The organism is Enterobacter sp. 4974935, assembly GCF_058661735.1.
In genome coordinates this window covers 2553762-2576579 of sequence record NZ_JBZWGT010000003.1, presented here as the reverse complement: position 1 = coordinate 2576579, position 22818 = coordinate 2553762, and the positions used below count along the sequence as shown (strand labels likewise).

Here is a 22818-nt window from a genome sequence, read left to right as displayed (position 1 = left end):
TGGGGTGATGTTCCCAATTTTTAGGGACTTATTATGGCCGCGTACCCGAGCGTCAATATGGCGAACCAGTATGCGCGGGATGTGCTGAACGGGAAAATACTCGCCTGCAAGAGCATCCAGCTTGCATGCCAGCGCCATTTTAATGATCTGAAAATTTCTCTTGATAAGGGTTATCCCTACCGATTCGACCGCGAACTGGCGGAACGCGCCTGCCGTTTCGTTCAGCTATTACCGCACTCCAGCGGTGATTTAGCCGGTCAAAAACTGAAGCTGGAACCCTGGCAGGCGTTTGCATTCAGCTCGATTTTCGGCTGGGTTACGAAAAAGACCAAAAAGCGCCGTTTTCGTGAAGCGTATATCCGGGTGGCCAGGAAAAACGGGAAATCGTTTTTCGCAGCAGGCATTGGCACGTACATGTTCTGCGCTGACGGTGAAAACAGCGCGGAAGTGTACTGCGGGGCTACCACGATGGCGCAGGCGAAAAAGGTCTTCACCCCAGCCAGGCAGATGGCAGACCGCCTTCCGTCGCTCCGCTCAAAATTCAGTATTTCGGTCTGGGTTGACAGCCTGACCCGTCCGGACGGTTCGCTGTTCGCGCCTATCGCCGGGAAGCCTGGCGACGGTGACAGCCCTCACTGCGCGATCATCGATGAATATCATGAGCACGATACGGATCACATGTATGAAGCCATGACGCTGGGTATGGGCGCACGTTCGCAGCCGCTTACGCTCATCATTACCACAGCGGGTACGTCGCTGGAATCGCCATGCTATGACAAAGATAAACAGGTCAAGGAGATGCTTAACGGGCATGTCCCTAACGAGCGCCTGTTTGGCCTGATTTATGAGCTCGATGAAGGGGATGAATGGACCGACCCGACCAACTTCATTAAAGCGAATCCTAACCTCGACGTGTCGATATCGTATGACGATCTGCTGGCGGAGATGGAGGTCGCTAAACAGGTTCCGCGTAAGGTCAATGCCTTTAAAACGAAGCGTCTGAATATCTGGGTATCCGGTAAAGCCGCTTTCTACAACATGACGCAGTGGCATGCTGCCGCCGATAAATCCCTGCGCTACGAGGACTTTGCCGGCGAGGATTATTACCTCGGTCTGGACCTTGCCCAGCGGCTGGATCTTAACGCCGGTGTTGGTGTTTTCGTCCGCGAAATTGAGGGTAAGAAACACTACTACTGCATCAGGCCGAAATTCTGGGTACCGGAGGACACGGTCCGGAGCACGGACCCGAAAATTGCCAAAACTGCAGACCGGTATGTGAAGTTCGTCGAAATGGGGGCGCTTGAAGCGACAGATGGGGCAGAAGCGGATTATCGCGAAATCCTGGCCAGCATTATCGACCTTCAGGAAATTGATAAGGTCCGCGTCAGCGAAATCCCCATCGACCCCAGCGGGGCCACGGCACTCAGCCACGAGCTGCAGGACCAAGGGTTTGAGCCCATTTCTATCCGGCAGGACTACACCAACATGTCGCCGCCGATGAAGGAGCTGGAAGCGGCGCTCGCTGGCGGTCGTTTCCACCATGACGGGAACCCAGTCCTGTCATGGTGTATCAGCAACGTTATCGGAAAAAATGTCCCCGGAAGCGACGATATCGTCCGACCGACGAAGGGCGACAAGCAGTCAAAAATCGACGGCGCGACAGCGCTGTTTATGGCTATAGGCCGCGCAATGCTGAACGGTCGGGCCAGCAATCAATCCGTTTATGATGAGGAAGACGTCGCATGTTAACGGCAATTATTACCTTTATGATCGGCCTGTTCGGCGCGGCGCTTATCTCGTTTGGCGCGTGGATGGTGTTTCCGCCTGCAGGCGTTATTGCTGCAGGCTTGTTTTGCCTGCTGGCATCCTATTTTGCTGCCAGAGCCGCTGCGCCTGCGAATGATTCTCCAGGGGGTAACTGATGTTCATTCCTCAGTTCTTCCGGGGCAGGTCGCGTCCGGGAGGGAGTAACTGGACAACGGTTCTCGGGAGCGTCAGCGCCAGCAAGAGCTCATCGGGCATGCTGGTTACTCCGGAAACGGCAATGGGGATTGGGGCCATACGTGCCTGCGTAACGCTCCTTGCCGAATCCATCGCCCAGCTGCCCGTCGAGCTTTATCAGCGCGACGAAAAAGGCGGTCGGCGCAGGGCAACGGATCATCCCCTGTACGATGTGATCCATTCGCAGCCAAACAGAAAGGACACCAGCTTTGAATATTACGAACAGCAGCAGGGCGTGCTGGGGCTTGAGGGGAACAGCTATTCCCTGATTGACCGGCACGGCAACGGCGATATCGCTGAACTGATACCGATTAACCCCAAAAAGGTCATCGTCCTGAAAGGGCCGGACGGGATGCCGTATTACGAGCTGCCTGAGCTGGGTGAAACGGTGCCGATGCGCATGATGCACCACATCAAGTATTTCTCGCTCGACGGGTACATCGGCACCTCACCGATTCAGACGAACGCGGACGTTCTCGGGCTGGGCATGGCGGTTGAGCAGCACGCCGCGCAGGTGTTCGCCCGTGGCACCACGATGTCCGGCGTGATTGAGCGCCCCAAAGAGGCGGGAGCCATCAAGAGCCAGGCGTCAATTGACAAGCTTCTGGCTAAATGGACGGACCGCTATTCCGGTGTGCGAAACGCCTTCAGCGTGGCGTTGCTGCAGGAGGGCATGAGCTATAAGCAGCTGTCGCAGGACAACGAAAAAGCGCAGCTGCTGCAGTCGCGGCAGTGGACGGTAAACGAGGTATGTCGGCTTTACAAAATCCCGCCGCACATGATTCAGCTTCTCGACAAATCGACCAACAACAACATCGAGCACCAGGGGCTTCAGTACGTGATGTACACGCTGCTGGCCTGGCTGAAGCGCCATGAAGCGGCGATGATGCGCGATTTGTTGTTACCCAGCGAGCGTCGCGACTTTTACATCGAGTTCAACGTCTCATCGCTGCTGCGCGGCGATCAGAAATCGCGTTACGAGTCCTACGCGCTGGGCCGCCAGTGGGGCTGGCTGTCGGTAAACGATATCCGGCGCATGGAGAACATGGCCCCGGTAGAGGGCGGCGACAAGTATCTGACGCCGCTGAACATGGTCGATACCAGCACCGTTCTCGGGCTGGATAAAGCCACCCCCGCGCAGATAAGCGAAATCAGCGCAATCCTGCAGCGAACTGCATAAAACCTGATTATCAGGCTCTCACAGGTATACACAATGTCGAAATTAATCAACCTGCCGCACCTGGCTGACCAGGTGTTCGGGGTGCCTCACTACGCCACGCGGCAAATCATGGACTCGGTGAAGTCGATCCTGGTTCCCCGCCTGCAGGGCATGAATGTGGCCCCGCTGGAAATGGCCCTGGGGCCGGATGAGTCACAGGAAACGAATGAACCTCAGCAAAGCGGCGGCGGCGTGGGCGTTATTCCTGTCCACGGCATCCTTGTCCCCCGGCGTGGTCAGATCGTGAATATGTGTACGGAGCTGAACAGCTACGAGCGTATTCGCGGCCAGCTGGCTTCCCTTCTGAACGACCCGGGCATTAAAGAAATCGTGCTCGATATTAACTCGGGCGGCGGCGCGGTATCGGGCTGTAAGGAGCTGGCTGACTACATTTACCAGTCGCGCAGCGTGAAGCCCATTACGGCCATCGTGAACTTCAGCGCGTTCTCTGCGGCGTACTTTATCGCGTCGGCCTGCAGCAAAATTATCGTCAGCGAAACCAGCGGCGTGGGCTCCATCGGGGTCATCCTGGAGCACATGGAAGCATCGAAATGGGAGGAGAGCGTGGGGCTGAAATTTACCACGTTCTCGCGCGGCGATAACAAGAACAACGGCTCCCCGCATGAACCGCTGACGGAGCTGGCCACGTCCCAGATACAGGCGATGATCGACGGCGCATACCAGACGTTCACGTCCTCCGTCGCGCAGTATCGCGGCATAGATATCGACGCCGTTATCGGCACCCAGGCCGCGCTGTATTTCGGGCAGAACGCCGTCGCAGCAGGGCTGGCAGATGAGATGTCCGATCCTCAGTCAGCCATCAACGCGATTGCCGCGAAATACAAACCCTCGCCCCAGCAATCCAGTATCCAGTTACGTGCTGCTGTTATGGATCAGCAGGCCCGTATGTAACCCGACGCGAAGCGTCACCGTAAGCAGCCAGATGGCTGCTTTTTTTATGCGTAAAAGAGAGAAGAACGATGAACAAAATCGAAGAACTGCGTCGCCAGCGTGCGGGTATTAACACTCAGGTTCAGGCCCTGGCACAGATTGAAATGAACGGCGGCACGCTGAGCGCGGAGCAGCTGGAGCAATTCACTGGCCTGCAGGCTCAGTTTGATGAGCTTTCGGCATCCATTGAGCGTCTGGAAGCGGCAGAACGCCTCGCCGCCACCACGGCGGTTCCGGTGAAGGCTGCGCAGAACGGTCGTAACGCACCGGCAGTGCATGTGAAAGCCGAACCGCCACAGTATAAAGGTGCAGGCATGACCCGCATGGTGATGGCCATCGCGGCAGGTAAGGGCGACCTGCAGCAGGCCGCCGCGTTCGCTGCGGAAGACCTGAACGATCAGGGCCTGTCGATGGCGATCAGCACAGCTGCCAATTCCGGCGGCGCGCTCGTTCCGCAGAACATGCAGAACGAGGTGATTGAGCTCCTGCGCGACCGCACCATCGTGCGTAAGCTCGGGGCGCGAAGCATCCCGCTGCCGAACGGTAATCTGGCGATCCCGCGACTGGCCAGCGGCTCAACGGCAAGCTATGTCGGTGAAGGCAAGGATGTGAAGGCGAGCGGTGCGACCTTCGATGACGTCAAACTGAACGCCAAAACGCTGATCACCATGGTTCCGATTTCCAACCAGCTGATTGGTCGCGGCGGCTTCAACGTCGAGCAGCTGATTTTAGACGACATCATCAGCGGCATTTCCACCCGTGAAGATAAGGCGTTCCTCCGCGATGACGGCACCAACGACACCCCGAAAGGGATGAAGGCCGTGGCCACGGCGGGTAGCCGCACGCATGCGTGGGTTGCAGATGACGAAGTTAACCTGCAGACCATCGATACCTACCTTGATGCGCTGATCCTCATGGCGATGGACGGTAACAGCAACATGCTGAAGTGCGGCTGGGGTATGTCCAACCGCACCTACATGAAGCTCTTCGGCCTGCGCGACGGGAACGGCAACAAGGTTTATCCAGAAATGGCAGCGGGTATGCTGAAAGGCTATCCGATTGAGCGCACCTCGGCTATTCCAGCGAACCTGGGCACGGGCGGCAAGGAGTCTGAGATTTACTTTGCTGACTTCAACGATGTACTGATTGGTGAAGACGGCGCAATGGTGGTCGATTTCTCCCGCGAGGCGACCTACATCGATGCCGACGGGAACACCGTTTCCGCGTTCGCGCGTAACCAGTCCCTGATCCGCGTCATCATGGAGCACGATATCGGCTTCCGCCATATCGAAGGCCTGGCGCTGGGTACCGGCGTTACCTGGTAAAACTCCGACATTCGTGATTAACAGCTCGCCCCTCGCGGGCTTTTTTACAGGTGAACATCATGGCTCCTAAAACCAAAAACACTCAGAAAGACGATACCGCCACCGACGCCAACGCCGAGCCAGCGGTAACGACTGCAGCTGATACTTCAGCACCTGCACCAGACGTTAACACCGGTTCTGCAGGCGATGCCGGTGGGGACGGTGATGGTACCGAACCCGGTCCGGACGGCGACGATACGGATTCAGGTGGTGATGCGAAACAGGATGAAACCCCAGAGGAACGCATGTCAAAACTGACTGGAAAAGTCGCTTCGGTGCAAAACGGGCGCGTCGCGGTGACGTTCCTTGGTCCGTTCAGCCGCTACAGCCGTGGCGATGTGGCCTGCTTTGACAGCGCCGTCGCTCAGGACATGGTGGACCGAAATATCGCCGTCTGGGCAAAAGATGCAGAACGCGCCCTTCAACCGAATAAGGACGATGACGCGCATGATACTGACATTGGCTGAAGCCAAAACCCAGCTGCGCCTCGAGCTAGATTTTGATGAGCATGACAGCCTGCTGACCAGCCTGATTGACGCGGCTCAGCGCAGCATCGAGCGTAGCTACTACTGCAGGCTGGTAGAGAACCAGGCGCAGCTTGACGCACTGCCTGACGGTGGGACGGGTTACATCATTGATGAAGATATCAAGCTGGCCGCGAAGATGATGGTCTCGCAGTGGTATCTGAATCCCACCGGCACGGCAGAAGGTTCGCCGTCCGATTTGGGCGTTGAGTACCTGCTGTTCCCGCTAATGGAGCATACCGTATGAATGACCCCCTGCGCCCCGGCGAGCTGAACTGCCGGATAACACTTAGCTACATGGAAACAGAACGCGGGGAGCTCGGCGAGACGCTTCCGGCCCGTGAGGTGAGCGCCGGAAAGGCCTGGTCCAGAAAGGAGCTGGTCTCCGGGCGGAAGGTCCGGACGCTGGACCAGCAGCAGGTCGTCGAAACGTGCCTCTTCACGCTGTACCCGCGCAGGGTTGACGTGGACTGGAAGGTATCGACAGCGGACCGGGTATATACCGTTCGCAACGTCGAGCGCCTGACGGATCGGATAATCATCACCGGAGAGGCGGATTCACGCCATGATCGAGTCAGCAATTAAAACCGCCGTCGAGCGGATTACCGGGCTGGATACGTACCCGCTGCTGCTTCCGGATACGGTGCAGGAAGGCGCGACGTTCCAGCGTATTTCCGACCCGCAGGTTGGTGACGGACTGAGGCGGACAGGGCTGTCCGAGGTCCGGATACAGCTTTCGCTTTATGTTGTCGACCGGTACACGTCGCTGCTTCAGTTCGATGGGGCGCTCTGGGCTGAATGGAAGGAAATTGTTCATGGCCAGCTGGAAGGTCATCCGGTCCAGTACGTTGAGCGCGGAGGCATACAGCAGGGGAAAACCACGCTTCCCAACAACCGCATCCAGTACCGGCTGGTTCGCGACTTCATCTTCACCGTTCCGGAGTAAACGCCATGCAGATGGACATTAAATTCCCCACCGGGAAGGAGTTTGACCGGCTGCTGGAAAGCATCGACAAGAAAGTCGGGGTGAAACTCCTGCGTGATGCCGGACGCGCCGCGCTTGCGGTCGTTGAGCAGGATATGCGGCAGCACGCCGGTTTTGATGAGGAAAGCATCGGGCCGCACATGCGCGACTCCATCAAAATCCGCAGCACCAACGTGGCAGAGACCTCGCGCTATAACACCATCGTTACGCTGCGCGTCGGTCCCAGCAAAATTCACCACATGAAAGCGGTGGCGCAGGAGTTCGGCACCGTCAAACAGGTCGCCGACCCCTTCATTCGTCCGTCGATGGATTACAACGTTCAAAAAATCCTTAAAGTGCTGGCCGCAGAAATCCGGCTGGGCCTCGAAGGGCGTTAGCAATCAGGAGAGAGTAAATGGCAGATCCAGAAATCAAATCCCCGTCAGAGTACGCGGTACTCCCTGCGGGTACCGAGGTTCGCTACGGTCAGAAGGGCGCAACCATTACCACCGCCGCGCTTCTGCAGAGCGCGATGGGGATTGGGGCAACGGGGAAAAAAGGCACCTTCCTCGAAGTGACGCGCCTCATCGACACAGAGCCGAAATACATGGCCGACATGGGCGAGGGCGAAGATAAAACGCTCGTCTTCATTGACGATCCATCCGATACCGTGCAGGAAGCGCTGCTGAGCGACGCCGATGCGAAAAAAACGGTGGTCTTCTTCATGAAGTTCCCCAACAAGCGCATTTCAGAAGTCGAACTGGTGCTGGCTGGCTGGAGCCTGCAGGCCGTTGACACGCCGAAAGGCAAAGTGCTGCAGGTTGAGGTCTACGGCAAGCAGAACAGCGTTAAATGGTCCGTTGAGCAGCCAGCCGGTGGCGGCGAGTAACCTTCTATTTCCCCGCGCCGGTCGCGGGGCTTTTTACTGATGAAACAGGATAAAAAAAATGAACTACAAATCCCTTATCAACCCACTGAATACCACCGTTGAAAAAACGCTCCTCGGCCAGAAGGTGTATCTTCGCCGCCTGACCAGCGCCGAGCTGGATGACTATAACGACAAAGTTGAAGCCGGACGCCAGGCCAAGCTTCCGTCGCGAGAGCTGTCGGCAATGGGGGTAAACCTGTTTCTGGCAGCGCTGGTCAATGAAGACGGCAGCAGGCCAAAAGCCAGCGAACTGCCCACCGCAGACCAGCTGATGGCCGCCCACGCGAACGCCGATCTTCTCGACGCTGTCACGCTCGTTCAGCGCCATTCTTACGGCACGCTGGAGGAAGCCACAAAAAACTAACCGACTCGTCCCATCTCAGGCTGCTGTTCATGCTGGCAGACCGATGGGACGAGCCGGACCCCCGCAAAATAGCCGAACTTCCGGCGAACATACTGACCCACTGGCAGGCCTATTTCGATCTCCTGAGAACTGAGGCCGAAACGCCAGCGCCGGTTAACTCCCCTTCGGTGACTGCTGCGCAATCTGAAAGCGACCAGCAGTTCGCTGACTGCTTCAGGATATTAGGACATGGCTGCTGACGTTGCGTCGTTGGCTGTCGCGCTGCATCTCAACTCCGCCAGTTTTAAATCACAGTTTGCTGATGCTATGCGAACGGCGGACAGCAGCGCCCAGCAATTTAACAGGAAAGTCCAGACGGACAATCAGAAAACCCGGCAGTCGTTTGAAGGGCTGGGAAAGGGGATTACCGGGCTGGACGCCGACTTTAACAAGCTTGGCAAAACGGTCGACAAGCGCCTGACCGGGCTGGATGAAATGCGCGGTCTGCTGGCCAACATTTCAGCTGGCAGCACGGTTGCCGGAAGTTCTATCACGACGGCGCTGATTTCGGCCCTCAGCGAGGGTATGAGCACCGCGCTGGATAACAGCATTACGGGCCTGAAATCACAGCGACAGGCCCAGATTGAGTTTACCCAGGCGCAGGTAAGCGCCGCGCAGGGCTCGATAGAGAACGCCAGGCAGCTGCGTGCTGAAGCTATCGAGAAGCAGAACATCGCGGTTAAGACCATTGAAGCCGCCCGTGCCGACCGCGAGCGCGCCTTTGCGCTCGATGAGCATTTTGCCAAACAGGCCGAGGTGAACAAGCAGTACGGGCTGGCCGTAAGCTATGAGGCCGAGCACGTTAAAAATGCCAGAACCATTCAGGAGGCGAATCTTGCTGAAGCGAAGGCGAAGGGCAGTCTTGCAGAAGCGACGAAAACGGTGCTGGCAGCTGATATCGCCGAGTCTGCCGGTAAGCAGCAGCTGGCCACCTCAACGCGCCAGCTCGCCGTGGCCAGCCAGGAGTTGTCTCTTGGCCAGCGAGCTGCTGCAGCCAGCGCAGGTCTGCTGCGCGGCGCAATGGCGATGGTCGGCGGTCCTGTCGGGCTGGCCGTTATTGCCGTCGCCGGTGCGGTGACCGCGATTTACTCGGCCTACTCCAACAGCGAAGCGGTCATTAAAGGGTATACGCAGGCGTTACAGAAATCCGGCCAGCAGTCCGTTATGTCGGTGATGTATCTGCAGAACCTGACCTCCAGCCTCGGTGATTCAGATCGCGCCGTTAAGGCGGTTACGGCATCCGTGTCGGCGGGTTTCGGCGGCAATATGCTGGAGCAGGTCGCCAGCCTCGGCACGCGAATGGAGGAAATCGGGCAGAGCTCCGACGATCTCGTGTCGCTGCTGTCGAGCCTGAAAGGCGATCCGCTGCAGGCGCTTCAAAAGCTGACCGATCAGGGGATTTTGCTCAACGGCAGCATGATAGACCAGATAGTCACGCTCGAGCGCCAGGGGAAAACCTCTGAAGCAACGGCGCTGCTGCAGCAGGCGGCGATGAATGACCTTGATACCAAACTCAAGGAGCAGGAATCGAACGTAGGTGGGCTGAAAAGCGCGTGGAAATCGCTGAAAGATTTTGTCGCAGATGCGTTCAAAACGATGGGAGACGCGCACATAGCCACCGCGCAGGCGATGGCTGCGGGTGCAGGCGTTGATCTCGATACCACTCCTGACCCGGCAATCAAGCAGCGTGAAGAGGCGGAAAAGCAATATCAGGCGCAGAAAAAGCAGCGTGAAGAAATTTCGAAGCGTCTGAAGGACGAAAACACACTTTCAGGGCTGCTAAAAGCCGGGACATCGCGTGAAAAAGAGCGGGCCGATGCCGTTGCGCTTGTTAATGCCAATTTCACCAAAGGAACGGCTGAATACACGCAGGCAATGCGCGGCATCGACAAAATGTATGCTGAGCAGAAAAAATCCCGCGAGAAGGCGTACAGCGACGATGCTGCGACCACGCGCCTGAATCAGCTTCGCCAGGAAGAGGCCGCGCTGCGGTCCCAGAACGAACAGACCGAGACGCTGACGCAGTCGGAAAAGAAACTGGCGCAGTTCAACCAGGAAATCGCTGACCTCAAGGAGAAGCGTATCCTGACCGCTGGCCAGCGCAGCATTCTGGAGCAGGAAACGGAGCTGCGTCACCAGCTGGAGATTAACGCCAGCCTGGATAAAGCCAACCAGCAGCGCAAACTCGGCCTTCAGATTCAGGAGCAGAACCAGGAGCTTTATCGCTCAACGCTGCAGCTGCAGCAGGAATATGCTAACAGTGTCGCCCAGATGACCATGAGCTCCGATGCCTATGACCAGCTGGTAGCAGAGCAGCAGGTCCGGGAGCGTTTTGCAAAGCTCCGGGAAGAGCAGGATAAAACGATTTCCGATCACAGTTCCGAACTGTACCGAAAACAAACTGAGGTGCTGAGGGATGAAGAGCAGAAGCAGCTGGAAATTGTCCGTAGCGGTGCAGAGCGGAAAAAGCAGGTAGAAGGGTCATCGTTTGACGGGATGAAAAAAGGGCTGACGGACTGGCGAGTTAACGCTGAAAACCAGTTCACCCAGGTTCGCGACATTGCCATAAACGCGATGGATGGCATGGGTACTGCCCTCTGGAATGTTGCGTCGAAGGGAAAGGGAGAGTTCAAATCGCTGGCCGTATCTGTTATCGACGATATTGGCAAGATGATCACGAAGATGCTGATGCTGAACGCTATCAAATCCGGCGCTTCAGCGCTGGGTGTGAGCAGCTGGTTCGGTTGGGCTGACGGGGGTTATACCGGCGACGGCGGCAAGCATGACGTCGCCGGTGTGGTTCACCGTGGCGAATGGGTGGTTCCGCAATCTGTGGTCAAGAAGCCTGGCATGCTCAGTTTCCTGAATCAGCTTACTTACGGCAACGGCTACGCCGAAGGTGGTCTGGTCGGTGGCGGCGTGGCAAAACCATCCGGAGACTCGTATTCGCAGCCCTCTGCTGGCCAGGGCAACCTCCATTTCTCTTTAACTATTCCGCTGCAGGTCATTCAGCAGGGCGGAGCGAGTCAGGAACCTTCCTCAAAAAGTCAGGAGCTTCTGACCAGCGAGACCAAAGCCCGACTTAAGCAGTTTGTTATTGAAACGCTTGATCGCGAACTGGCCAACGGAGGCATGATTGACAACAAAATGAGGACGGCCTGATGGCATTGCAGACGTTTACCTGGTCTCCGCGTAATGGCCCTGTGGGAGACTTTAAGTACCGAACCAGCAGCGTACAATTCGGCGATGGCTATGAGGCAGTAAGCGGAGAGGGCATTAACCCGGAGACGCAGTCATGGCCATTAACGTTCACCGGTATGAATGAGGATATGAAGCCGGTGCTCAAGTTTTTGCGCGAGCATGGCGAAGTCAAAGCATTCAAATGGACCAACCCGTTGGGTGAACTTGGTCTCTACCGCGCATCGCAACTGAAGGTCACGGCTCTTGATTTTGCACGAATGACAATTACAGTCACATTTGCGACGGCATATCGGGCCGAGCCAATATAAATCGGAGGGATATTAATATCATTTTGCTATGATGCTTTCTTTGAAATAAGGGAATGTTGTCATGCTTAGAATATGTGGTTTTGTAGTTCTGGCTCTAGGTGTTATATGCATCATCATGGGCCTCGATATGGATGTCACGGTGAGCTCAGGCGCTCAGATGAACGTATATAATACGGGGCTGATTGCCTCCAGACAGATGACTGTCTCTATCGGGTGCTCACTTCTTGTCACCGGTGCAATTCTTTTGTCTGGTGGTGTGTTAAAAGAGGCGATTATCAAGAGTGCCTTACCACACGTGAAAGCAGACACTGAATCTCCTGTTCATGAATCCAAATTTGTAGAGAAAAGGGCCGATGGTAGTTTTATTCTTAATGAGGATGCGGTTCGTCATTATGCGGAAAAATTGCATAAAGAAATGCCAGATAATACCGCGCTTTCCGTTATGGTCACTAATGCACCACATATTGAAAGAATAAAATCGGGCATGCCTTCTGAATTAGCCAAGAAATTTGAAAGACTACTTGAGACAAATTTGCAAGCCATTAAATAACGTCTAAAAGGCACCTTTGAAACCCCGCATTGCGGGGTTTTTTGTTATGGGTCCGCGCTCCTAATGAGAGGTTTTTATGGGGATAACCGCTGACGATCAAAAACTCGAGCCCGGCAACAAGATCGTCCTGTTTGAAGTTGATGGTACCGCGTTTGGGGCCGATGTTCTCTATTTCCACAACCACGCAGTAGCGTACACCGAAGAAGAAATCCTCGCTGCCGGTGATGATGAATCGGAACTACCGGGTAAGCCGATTTACTGGCAGGGCATCCGATACGATCTCTGGCCATGCCAGATTGAGGATATCGAAGCCAACGGCGACGGAACGCCAGTATCGCCAAAATTATCCGTTGGGAATCTGGACGGTTCGATCTCCGCGCTGTGCCACCTTTTTCAGGATATGAAGCAGGCAAAGGTCACCATCCACCGAACGTATGCGCATTACCTCGATGCCAGTAATTTCCCGGACGGGAACTCACAGGCCGATCCGACTGCCGAGCAGCTGGAGGTGTTTTACATCGACAGCAAAACTGCAGATAACGAAACGGACGTTCAGTTCAAGTTGAGCTCGCCTGTTGACGTGACCGGGCAGAAGGTTCCGGCCAGACAAATGACCAGCCGTTGCGCCTGGTGCCTGCAGGGCCAGTATCGGGGTGCGGACTGCGGTTACACCGGCACGAAGTATTTCGACAAGTTCGGCAACCCGGTTGATAACCCTGCAGATGACGTCTGCTCCGGAACGGTGGCAGGCTGCAAGCTGCGCTGGGGGGAAGATGGGCAGCTGCCGTTTGGCGGTTTTCCGGCAATTGCGATCACGAGGATTTAATGATGCTGAGCCAGAGACTTATCACCGCCATTGAAAAACACGCTGCTGCAGCCTATCCCCATGAATGCTGTGGCCTGATTATTCGCGCCACGCGCCAGCGCCGGTACATCCCCTGCAGTAATTCACACGAAAATCCCTCTGAGCACTTCATGATATCTGCGCAGGCCTGGGCTGATGCTGAGGATATGGGGGAGGTGCTGGCCATCGTTCATTCACATCCGGATGCGGGGCCGCACGCTTCTTCCGACGATCTGAAGTCGTGCCACGACTCCGGATTACCCTGGGTGATTATGTCGTGGCCAGGCGGTGAGTACACGGTGACAACACCGGCAGATACACCACCGATTCTCAAGCGGCCCTTTATACACGGCAGCTGGGATTGCTACGGGCTCATCCGGGACTGGTATCAGCAGGAGCGGGGCATCGAATTGCCTGATTTTCACCGTGACGACAACTGGTGGACGCGCGGCGAAAACCTTTACGTAAAACACTATGCCGAAGCGGGATTTTATTCTCACGCCGACGAACTGCAGGTAGGGGATGTGATCCTGATGCAGTACAAGGCAGAAGAAATCAACCATGCAGGCATCTATCTGGGCGACGGGAAAATGCTGCACCACATGTACGGCAAACTGAGCGAAGTCGTTCCCTACGGCGGCATGTGGCGCGAGAGAACTATGTTGACGCTGAGGTACCAGAATGGCGATGAACACAGTTGAGAAAATCGTGCTTGTGCGGCTCTATGGCAAGCTCGGCACTTTATTTGGACGTGAGCACCGCCTTTCAGTTTCCTCGGTGCGGGAGGCTATCAGGGCGCTTTGTATCATGCTCCCCGGCTTTGAGCGCTGGCTCGATACGAGTGAAGGACGCGGCGTGACCTACAGCGTGTTTAACGGCTCCCGCAACGTGACTGCAGAAGAGCTGCACCTGAACGGTGTGCATGAAGTTATCAGGATTGCGCCGGTCATTATCGGCAGTAAAAAGGCGGGAGTGTTCCAGACCATCTTCGGCGCTGTGCTGGTAGCTGTTGGCTTTGCGCTGAGCTTTACGCCAGCAGCAGTGGCCTCGCCGTTCCTCTACAAAATGGGGGCGGCGATGATGCTTGGGGGCGTTGTCCAGATGCTCACGCCCAGCGGCACTCAGGGCATGACGATGGACTCCGGCGATACCCGGAAAAGCTATTCGTTTGGCTCCCCAATCAACCAGTCTGCAGCGGGGAACGGCGTCAATCTTCTCTTCGGTAAGCGTCTTGTCGCCGGTGTTCTTATCAGCGGCGGCATCTACGCAGAAGAACAGCAATAACGCTTATCTCGCAACATGTTTAATTCTCCCGCTCAGGCGGGATTTTTTTTGCCCGGAGTTTGCATATGGCAGTAATCAGGGGTTCGAAAGGGGGCGGTGGCGGCGGTGATAAAGGCGGCAATCGCGGTACCGAGATCGCCTCCGTAGCGTACATGAAAATTCTGCTGGCGCTGACCGAGGGGGAAGCTGCAGGAGACTTTACCGGAAAAGATATTTATCTCGATGGCACGCCACTGCTTGATGATGCTGGCAACGAAAACTTCCCTGGCGTGACGTGGGAGTGGCGCAGCGGCACGGTGGATCAGGATTATATTGCTGGCTTCCCGGCAGTAGAGAATGAAATCAGCGTTGGCACGGAGCTGAAATACGGGACGCCGTGGGTTAAATCCATTAACAACACCCAGCTTTCTGCAGTACGCCTGCGGCTTAAATTTCCTAACGGCGTTTATAAACTGCGTGACAGCGGCGGGAAGGATGGCTACCGGATAGCGTTCGCTATCGATATTTCAACCGATGGCGGTTCCTACGTTGAATACGGCACGGATGAGGCGGACGGCATTGCCGCAGCCGGGTATGAGCGGAGCTATCGAATTGACCTGCCGGCAGCGACATCCGGCTGGCAAATCCGCGTCCGACGCCTGACGGAAAATACCACTGATGGTCGGCATGCGGATACTTCGCGCATTGAATCAATGACCGATATTGTCGATGCCAAGCTGCGCTATCCGCACACGTCGCTGCTGTTCATCCAGTTTGATTCGAAGCTGTTTGACGGTAGAACGCCAAACGTCACCGTGGAAATGAAGGGGATAATCGTCCGCGTACCGGCGAACTACGATCCTGTTACCCGCACCTACAGCGGCACCTGGGACGGAACCTTTAAGTGGGCATGGACAAACAACCCCGCCTGGATTTTTTACGATCTCGTGCTGAACAAGCGATACGGTCTGGGAAAACGGATCACGGCTGATTTAGTCGATAAATGGACCCTGTACCAGATTGCACAGTACTGCGATGCGCAGGTTTCGGACGGAGCAGGCGGGAAAGAGGCGCGGTACCTCTGCGATTTGTACATTTCCCAGCGTACCGATGCATGGACCGTGCTGATGGATTTGGCGAACATCTTCCGGGGGATGATCAGCTGGTCCAACAATCTTCTGTCCGTTGACGCCGATATGCCCCGCGAGCTGGACCCCGACTTTGTGTTCAACAAGTCGAATATCGTGGGCGCGTTTAACTTCTCCAGCACATCGGAAAAGACGAACTACTCGTCAGCAATCGTCACCTACAGCAATCCGGCCAACGGCTATCAGGACGATCAGGCCAGCGCCTGGGTGCCGGAAGTCTCTAACCGGTTCGGCTTTAACACCATAGAGCTGTCCCGCATCGGGTGTACGCGGGAATCGGAAGCGCAGCGGCACGGGCTTTACGCTATTGAAACCAACCGCGATGACAATGGCGTGGAGTTTAAAACAGGGATGGAAGGGCGCATCCCGCGTATAGGCAAGGTGATCGGCCTCAATAACGCCCCGCTGGCCGGTCGCGAGAACGGCGGTCGCGTAGCCGCAGCTTCCGGAACGAAAGTCACGCTTGACCGTATTACTACTGCGAAAGCGGGGGACACGCTTATCGTTAACCTTCCCACCGGCAAATCCGAAGGCAGGAAGGTGAAAAGCGTCTCCGGACGCGCAGTGACCGTTGAGACAGCGTACAGCGTTACCCCAAATGCTGAATCAGCCTGGGTGCTTGACCAGCCTGATTTAGCCATTCAGCTATTCCGCGTTAAGCGGATTATGGTTAATTCGGATAATACGGTCACCATTAACGGCCTGCCTTACAATCCGAACAAGTTTCCGCGCGTTGATGACGGCGCGGTTATTGAAGACAGGCCCGTCAGCGTTGTGCCGCCACGCGGACAGGGAATGCCGGAAAATATCACGCTCTCAAGCGTGTACCGCGTTGAACAGGGGATAGGCATCACCACGATGGTTGTTACGTGGGATACCGTCAAAAATGCCGTTGCCTATGAGGCGCAGTGGCGTCAGAACAACGGCGACTGGATTAACGTTCCGCGCACCGGCAACACGCGCTTTGAGGTCGACGGAATTTACTCCGGGCGCTACGTGGTCCGAATCCGCGCGGTTAACGCGCTCGATATCGCATCCCTCTGGGCAACGTCAGCTGAGACGGAGCTTACGGGTAAGGTCGGAAAACCACCTATGCCCGTGAATCTCTCCACGCAGCCGTTGGTGTTCGGGATCGGCATTTCCTGGGGATTTCCATCCGGGGCGCAGGACACGCAGAAGACAGAAATACACTACAGCGCCACGGCGAACGGTGATTCTCCGTTACTACTGGCAGACGTGCCTTATCCCTCATTGTCCTACCAGCAAATGGGGCTGCTCGCCGGAAAATCGTTCTGGTACCGGGCAAGGCTCGTTGATCGCCTCGGCAATCAGAGCGACTGGACCGAGTGGGTATTTGGGCAGTCGAGCATGGACGTATCTGATATCACCGATTCCATTCTCAAGGAGATGGAGGAAACAGGTCTACTGAAGGATGTGGTTGAGAATGCCGTCGACAGCAATGAAAAAATTGCTGGCATGGTTAATGACATCAAACAGGCCAATGACGAACTGGAGCTGCAGGCGAAGGATATCGCCCAAAACGCCCAGAACATTGGGAAGGTACAGACCAGCGTTAATGAGCTTTCCAGCACGGTCGGGGATGTTTCGTCTTCACTCAGCCAGCTTGAGCAAACGGTAGCAACAGAAGATGCCGCCCTGGGCCAGCGAATCGACAGCATCAGCGTATCCATGGACGGCATGACGGGTGGTGTGAAGAACTCAGCCATCGCCATTATCCAGAACGGGCTGGCGCAGGTGACCACACGCAAAAGGTTATCCGCAACGGTCGCCGGTAACAGCGCTCAGCTGGACCGTATTGACGAGGTTATCGTTAACGAGAAGGAAGCAACGGCGCGCTCGCTGCTGAGCCTGCAGACGGACGTTAACGGCAACAAAGCATCTATCAACAACCTGAATCAGACGTTCTCGGATTACCAGCAGGCTATGGCCACGCAGGTAAACAGCATCACGGCGACCGTTAATGGCCACACTTCTGCGATCACCACCAATGCGCAGGCCATTGCGAACGTCAACGGCGACCTGAATGCGATGTACAGCATTAAGGTCGGGTTATCCAGCAACGGCCAGTATTACGCGGCGGGGATGGGGATCGGCGTGGAGAATACGCCATCCGGGATGCAGTCGCAGGTTATCTTCCTGGCTGACCGCTTCGCGGTAACGCACCAGGCAGGAGCGACCGTTACGCTTCCGTTCGTGATTCAGAACGGGCAGACCTTTATCCGAAATACTGTGATTGGTGAAGCGACTATCGACAACACCAAAATCGGCAGCTACATCCAGTCCACAACCTGGGACGGCACGGGGAACGTTGGCTGGCACATCAACAAGTCAGGCTACGCGACGTTCAACAACGTGACCGTTCGCGGCTCGATTTACGCCACAAACGGTAATTTTTCTTTCAATGGCTCCGGCAACACAACAGTGATCAATGGCAACGGTTTAACCGTCAACATTCCTGGTGGTGGCCGGATTGTACTGGGGACATGGACATAAGATGCCGACAGGATTATTGATAGAACTTAATGACGGCGGAAAGCGTATGGAGATAACGGCGGGCCTGAGATGCCCGTCTTTTGGTGGCAGCTTTGACACTGGCTACCAGAAAGCAAAGTATGTGGACATCGCTGGTTATGTTTCAGGAGCGCAGGTGCTGTTTATACCGCATGCGACTGCCTATGTTGATTCAGGGCTGTGGCATAAAATGAATTCCGTCACTATCTCTGGTGGGAGGGTTACGCAAAATTCGAGGATGCAAGCGCTGGGTATAAGTGAGAGGGATAGTACCTATACCTTTCCCGGTAGTGTCTGGCAGATATTCCCGACAGGTCAGCGAAGTGGGGTTGGCCTGCTTATTGGTGACAGCACCGACTTCCTGGCGATCACCAACGCCACACAGTCAGGCCAGTGTATCTGGAAGGGTACCGTTAATGTTCCGACCGGGGGTTGGGCGGTTCCCACGATAGCTGGATATGACAAATCAAAGTATATCGTTTTCGGACGCTGTAATAGCGGTAACACGATTGACTTCGACGGTAATACTGTCAGGTTCTTCAGCCCTCCGTCCACGAACGATGACGCTCCCGCAACCGGCACGATAGACATCGTTATTTTCGCCAGTGGCGTAGCGCCGCAGCCTGGTACCGGCCTCAATATTTTTAATGCTGCAGGAGTCTGCACGTTTTCAACAACAAGACGGCCTTTCGTATATCTCAATCAACTCTGGACCCCTTCAACAAGCGCCGTGAATATCGGTAGCGGGTATGTTCCGCTCGGCAGGTTTGGTCTGATGGTACATATGGTCAATGGCATGTATGTGTATCGAATGTTCGGAATAAAAATACAGAACGGCAGCGCTTCAGTTCAGGGCGGAAAATATCTTGGTCGTGAGCAATATGCCATTTTCGGTAATAACACGGTGACGTCGCTCAGCCTTCCTGTTCTGCCCGATATGTACGTCTGAATACACTGCCTAATTAAATCAACCTCGCTCCGGCGGGGTTTTTTATTGCCTGGAGAAAATATGCTTTATAACACCGGCACTATCGCCATTAACGGAAACACCGCAACCGGCACCGGCACAAACTGGACGGCACCCGCCAGCCAGGTTCGCGCTGGCCAGACAATTATCGTGATGTCTAACCCGGTGCAGCTGTTCCAGATTTCATCCGTGAACAGCGCCACGTCAATGACGGTTACGCCAGCTGCTTCCCCGGCGCTGAGCGGCCAGAAGTATGGAATCCTTGTGTCTGACAATATCTCGGTCGACGGCCTGGCGCAGGCCATGTCACAGCTCATCAATGAGTACGACGAGAATATTGGCGCGTGGGAGACGTTCGCGACCACTTCAGCAAACCAGAGCATCACAGTTACCATCAATGGCACCCCTGTTACGATCCCCAGCATCGGCAAACTGGCGCAGAAAGGGAGCAATGGTGCGCTTGCAATCGATGACGGCGGTACCGGGGCAACGACTGCAGCAGACGCTCGCTCAAACCTCGGTTTGGTAGATAGCAAAGGTGTAGTACCTGTCAGCTTAGGGGGGACGGGTGCTAACTCAGCTAAAGATGCAAGGAATAACTTGCAAATAGTTGAGCAAGTTTTTACTGGGACAACCAATAACAAAAACTGGAATAGCACCTCTGATATGCCTGATGCCTCTCCCAACTACGGTGGTTCTGGCATCTATGGCCGCCAGTTTGATGACGGAAATGGTGCAGGGGAAGGCTCACCTTCGAAAGTCTTAGGGGGGTCGCTAATTAACTATTATGGAGTGGCATTGAATGTTGGGGCTGGGTTGTTCAATGCCCAATGCGTAATCACTCAAAAGGGAATCGCAGCGCGAACTAAATATTCGACTGGTAATTATTTCGATTGGTTTGCAGTCTATACCACCATCAATACAACTCGTGCCAGCGATGGGACTCTAAAAGCCGCATCGCCCGTGCTAAAGGTGTTTTCGGATGGTACATACCAGACCAACGATGAATCAGAAGGCTGCACTGTAACCCGTCTGGCCGTCGGTGAATATCTTGTTGAGGGATGTGAGGGGATGAACTCAGACGCAGCCTGGGGCGGCATCGATGGCGGTTTTGATATCCCCACCGACCGCAACAAGCAGCCGCTGATCTGGCTGGATTACGAAGTTAATGCGGACGGTTCTGTCCTGGTGAAAACCTATCACCGTACACACCCGGAAGCACCGGCGTTCGCCAGGAACGAGCTACAGGGTATCAATGACGGCGATCCGGTCGATATCCCCCGTGACCAGTTTGTGTCCGTGCGTGTCGAAATGCCTGACGATTCTTTGTACAACCAAAGAATGAGAGCTGCCCAGCTGGCCATGACTGCCGGTGATAATGAATAAAGGTCGGTTTGGGAGATAGCGTCACAGCCAACTTCGGAAGCCTCGAAATTGGAGCGAAAAAGGCCTCTTCTGCAAGCTTCGTTGATTTCCATTTTATTGGCACTAACGACTATGACGCGCGCATCCTGTGTGGTGGCAATTCGAATGGAGGGATGGGGAAAGGTGATTTCACTTTCTATGCTGGAAAATACACTTTTATCGGTGACAGTTTTGAGTTTCGAAATCCTATCACCTGCCAGAACAGCATAACTGCTTCAGGGAGCATTAACGCAGGTGGTTCACTAAAAGCCGTAACGTCATCAAACGTATGGGCCTCCAGCGATACACAGAACGCTCACGTGTGGTTTTACGGTGCGGGAGGTATTGAATCTCGAGGGGTAATCTATGCGCCCAAGGAAGGTACCATCCGGCTCAGGCCTGATAATAATGATAATGGTGGAGCAAATGGCTATAGCTTCTCTTTCGGAGCTGATGGCAGGTTTACCTGTATTTCTGTGAACCAGACTTCGGATGAGCGAGTGAAGTTTGATAAAGAGCCCGTCAGTAACGCTCTGGAGAAGATTTGTTCCCTGACGGGTTATACGTTCGGCATCCAACTAACTGAATCGGAGTCGGTACGCAGCGCAGGTATCATCGCCCAGGAACTGGAGCGTGTTCTTCCTGTCGCGGTAAGTTCAGGCGGCACCGGCACAACGCAGAATGGAGAGGAGATTAACGATCTCAAAACCGTGGACTACAGTGCGATGAGCGCCCTGTATGTTGAGGCCATGAAGGAGCTGGCCAACCGGGTAAAAAGCATCGAGAGTGAGCTTGCCGAACTCAAGGCCCGATCCGCGATATAGTGTATTAGCTCAGACTTGACCTGACAGTTTTATCTGGCAGCACACTATCAAATCTGACAGTCTGCTTTGAGCGATTAACCGACATTGCTAACTGAATTTTGTGTGGATCAACGGTGGAGCAGGTCACCATATCGAAAGTGAGTTATGAGGGAATGCAAAGCTGCAGGTAGTGACTTATTTAATGAAATTGATTAGATTTGAATTACACAAGGGAAACTGAAAATGGATGAGTTTATGATTCGAAAAGATGAATATATAAGAGCTAGTTTACTCTCTTATAAAAACTGTAAGCTATTTCAAGCTAAGAGTGATGTGTTTGGAATATCTGAATTCATAATTTATTCCGATAGTAGATTCACTGATGAAGCTAAAGGGGATTTGGTCTATTCCTTCCTAAACATGATCCCTTTGGAAAATGTTGGTGTAAAACCAACCTTAACGGTGAGAGCCTTGTCTGCTTTAAACCCAGCAAGGTTGGCTTTTATGGATGAAAAGCCACATACTGATGACTTTCATGGCGGTTGGTTTAACGATGAAATCGCAGCTTTAGTTAGCTTGAAATTAGGCGTAAGAGCACACGCAGGCTCAAATGTCAGAGAATATAGTAGTTACACACCTGACTATGGTAGCCCAAGAGCAGAGCAAAACCCTCCGCCACCTTTAATGTCAAAAGGAACATTTGTAGTTCCTTCAGCAAAAAAACAAATTGAAATTTCACAGTTGAAATTATTAAACGATATTTACAAGCTTTCAGAAAAAGATTTTAACTCACTAATTAAGTCAGCTCGAAATTTCCAAGATAGCCTTTGGATCTGCGAATCTTCACCAAATCTAGCTTGGTTATTAATGGTTTCAGCGTTAGAAGTGGCTGCTGGGAACTGGGACTCTAACAAGGGCGATAAGGTTGAAAGATTCAAAGCATCCAAACCAGAGTTGTTTGATAGATTATTAGACCATAATGTTGACGGGCTGATTGAAGATATCGCTACACAATTTGAAGGAACATTTGGAGCAACTAAGAAATTTTGTGACTTTTGCGTCAATTTCCTTCCTGATGCCCCGCCTATAAGACCGGAGAGCGGAAAAATAGAATGGGAAGAAAAAAATTTACTGAAAATATTTAAATCCATATATGGATTACGCTCTCTAGCGCTTCATGCTGGGAAACCTTTCCCCCAACCTATGTGTTCTCCACCGGACAACCATTTTGGATTAGCTGAACAAGCAGTATGCCCCCCTACCTCTGATTTTACTCCATTGAAATCAACCTTGGGAGCGTCATGGTCTCACAAGGAAGCCCCTATCAATCTCAATGTGTTTTTCCACATGACTCATTCGATTCTAAATAAATGGTGGGAGAGTCTTTACTTAAAGGAATGATTTGCCGTTTTCGGTTAAATGTCCTTGTGAAAAGTGGTTCACT

The 22818-nt window shown here is 54.3% G+C and carries 25 protein-coding genes; 24 read left to right on the top strand and 1 reads right to left on the bottom strand.

The window, feature by feature from the left end; genetic code table 11:
* Positions 1-33: 33 nt before the first annotated feature.
* The 21 genes from AC4OVS_RS13605 (at position 34) to AC4OVS_RS13505 (ending at position 19149) form a co-directional block, all read left to right on the top strand.
* A complete protein-coding gene (locus AC4OVS_RS13605) occupies positions 34-1749 on the top strand; it encodes a terminase large subunit (RefSeq protein WP_460213032.1) in 1716 nt (571 codons plus the stop codon).
* Positions 1743-1922, top strand: coding sequence for a hypothetical protein (locus AC4OVS_RS13600; protein WP_058609097.1), 180 nt, complete (start codon positions 1743-1745; stop codon positions 1920-1922). The genes AC4OVS_RS13605 and AC4OVS_RS13600 overlap by 7 nt, the downstream gene beginning before the upstream one ends.
* Positions 1922-3181 (top strand): phage portal protein, encoded by a 1260-nt coding sequence (locus tag AC4OVS_RS13595; RefSeq protein ID WP_256027111.1) that lies wholly within the window; start codon positions 1922-1924, stop codon positions 3179-3181. The genes AC4OVS_RS13600 and AC4OVS_RS13595 overlap by 1 nt, the downstream gene beginning before the upstream one ends.
* Positions 3182-3214: 33 nt before the next feature.
* A complete protein-coding gene (locus AC4OVS_RS13590) occupies positions 3215-4132 on the top strand; it encodes a S49 family peptidase (protein WP_104440098.1) in 918 nt (305 codons plus the stop codon).
* A gap of 68 nt (positions 4133-4200) precedes the next feature.
* On the top strand, positions 4201-5496 hold the full coding sequence (locus AC4OVS_RS13585) for a phage major capsid protein (RefSeq protein WP_126495626.1): 1296 nt from the start codon (positions 4201-4203) through the stop codon (positions 5494-5496).
* Positions 5497-5555: 59 nt separating this feature from the next.
* Positions 5556-6002: a hypothetical protein gene (locus AC4OVS_RS13580; protein ID WP_422709084.1), complete on the top strand. Its 447-nt coding sequence runs from the start codon at positions 5556-5558 to the stop codon at positions 6000-6002.
* Positions 5983-6306, top strand: a complete 324-nt coding sequence (locus tag AC4OVS_RS13575) for a head-tail connector protein (RefSeq protein WP_460213033.1) — start codon at positions 5983-5985, stop codon at positions 6304-6306. Before AC4OVS_RS13580 ends, AC4OVS_RS13575 begins: the two co-directional genes overlap by 20 nt.
* Positions 6303-6644, top strand: coding sequence for a phage head completion protein (locus tag AC4OVS_RS13570; RefSeq protein WP_256027115.1), 342 nt, complete (start codon positions 6303-6305; stop codon positions 6642-6644). Before AC4OVS_RS13575 ends, AC4OVS_RS13570 begins: the two co-directional genes overlap by 4 nt.
* The gene (locus AC4OVS_RS13565) at positions 6625-7005 is read left to right on the top strand and encodes a hypothetical protein (RefSeq protein ID WP_256027116.1); all 381 of its coding nucleotides are present in this window, start codon (positions 6625-6627) and stop codon (positions 7003-7005) included. The genes AC4OVS_RS13570 and AC4OVS_RS13565 overlap by 20 nt, the downstream gene beginning before the upstream one ends.
* Before the next feature lie 5 nt (positions 7006-7010).
* Entirely contained in the window at positions 7011-7421 is a 411-nt protein-coding gene (locus AC4OVS_RS13560) for an HK97-gp10 family putative phage morphogenesis protein (protein ID WP_460213034.1), read from the top strand.
* A 17-nt stretch (positions 7422-7438) separates the two neighbouring features.
* A complete protein-coding gene (locus AC4OVS_RS13555) occupies positions 7439-7912 on the top strand; it encodes a hypothetical protein (RefSeq protein WP_010433125.1) in 474 nt (157 codons plus the stop codon).
* 58 nt (positions 7913-7970) lie between these two features.
* Entirely contained in the window at positions 7971-8315 is a 345-nt protein-coding gene (locus AC4OVS_RS13550; protein ID WP_422709081.1) for a phage tail protein, read from the top strand.
* A 29-nt stretch (positions 8316-8344) separates the two neighbouring features.
* Positions 8345-8554: a hypothetical protein gene (locus AC4OVS_RS13545; RefSeq protein WP_104440092.1), complete on the top strand. Its 210-nt coding sequence runs from the start codon at positions 8345-8347 to the stop codon at positions 8552-8554.
* Positions 8544-11516, top strand: coding sequence for a phage tail tape measure C-terminal domain-containing protein (locus AC4OVS_RS13540; RefSeq protein ID WP_491922496.1), 2973 nt, complete (start codon positions 8544-8546; stop codon positions 11514-11516). The genes AC4OVS_RS13545 and AC4OVS_RS13540 overlap by 11 nt, the downstream gene beginning before the upstream one ends.
* Positions 11516-11863, top strand: coding sequence for a phage tail protein (locus tag AC4OVS_RS13535; RefSeq protein ID WP_491922495.1), 348 nt, complete (start codon positions 11516-11518; stop codon positions 11861-11863). Before AC4OVS_RS13540 ends, AC4OVS_RS13535 begins: the two co-directional genes overlap by 1 nt.
* A gap of 61 nt (positions 11864-11924) precedes the next feature.
* Complete coding sequence (locus AC4OVS_RS13530; protein ID WP_104440090.1) at positions 11925-12413, top strand: hypothetical protein; 489 nt, start codon at positions 11925-11927, stop codon at positions 12411-12413.
* A 76-nt stretch (positions 12414-12489) separates the two neighbouring features.
* Positions 12490-13239 carry a phage minor tail protein L gene (locus AC4OVS_RS13525; RefSeq protein WP_422709077.1) on the top strand — a complete coding sequence of 250 codons (750 nt, stop codon included), beginning with the start codon at positions 12490-12492 and terminating at the stop codon, positions 13237-13239.
* A 2-nt stretch (positions 13240-13241) separates the two neighbouring features.
* Positions 13242-13958 carry a C40 family peptidase gene (locus AC4OVS_RS13520; RefSeq protein ID WP_332962034.1) on the top strand — a complete coding sequence of 239 codons (717 nt, stop codon included), beginning with the start codon at positions 13242-13244 and terminating at the stop codon, positions 13956-13958.
* A complete protein-coding gene (locus AC4OVS_RS13515) occupies positions 13939-14541 on the top strand; it encodes a tail assembly protein (RefSeq protein WP_089600944.1) in 603 nt (200 codons plus the stop codon). Before AC4OVS_RS13520 ends, AC4OVS_RS13515 begins: the two co-directional genes overlap by 20 nt.
* A gap of 65 nt (positions 14542-14606) precedes the next feature.
* Complete coding sequence (locus AC4OVS_RS13510) at positions 14607-18182, top strand: TipJ family phage tail tip protein (protein ID WP_491922494.1); 3576 nt, start codon at positions 14607-14609, stop codon at positions 18180-18182.
* A 1-nt stretch (position 18183) separates the two neighbouring features.
* Positions 18184-19149 (top strand): DUF6453 family protein, encoded by a 966-nt coding sequence (locus AC4OVS_RS13505; protein ID WP_330752198.1) that lies wholly within the window; start codon positions 18184-18186, stop codon positions 19147-19149.
* A gap of 65 nt (positions 19150-19214) precedes the next feature.
* Here AC4OVS_RS13505 and AC4OVS_RS13500 read toward each other — a convergent pair whose 3' ends face one another.
* Positions 19215-19442 (bottom strand): hypothetical protein, encoded by a 228-nt coding sequence (locus AC4OVS_RS13500; protein WP_240485686.1) that lies wholly within the window; start codon positions 19440-19442, stop codon positions 19215-19217.
* Between AC4OVS_RS13500 and AC4OVS_RS13495 the strand changes: the two genes are divergently transcribed.
* The 3 genes from AC4OVS_RS13495 to AC4OVS_RS13485 all read left to right on the top strand — a co-directional run bounded on the left by AC4OVS_RS13495 (position 19432) and on the right by AC4OVS_RS13485 (position 22775).
* Positions 19432-20553 carry a phage tail fiber protein gene (locus tag AC4OVS_RS13495; protein WP_491922493.1) on the top strand — a complete coding sequence of 374 codons (1122 nt, stop codon included), beginning with the start codon at positions 19432-19434 and terminating at the stop codon, positions 20551-20553. The genes AC4OVS_RS13500 and AC4OVS_RS13495 overlap by 11 nt on opposite strands.
* 8 nt (positions 20554-20561) lie before the next feature.
* Positions 20562-21395, top strand: a complete 834-nt coding sequence (locus tag AC4OVS_RS13490; protein ID WP_491922492.1) for a tail fiber domain-containing protein — start codon at positions 20562-20564, stop codon at positions 21393-21395.
* Between the two features lie 222 nt (positions 21396-21617).
* A complete protein-coding gene (locus AC4OVS_RS13485; RefSeq protein ID WP_068795492.1) occupies positions 21618-22775 on the top strand; it encodes a hypothetical protein in 1158 nt (385 codons plus the stop codon).
* Positions 22776-22818: the final 43 nt, after the last annotated feature.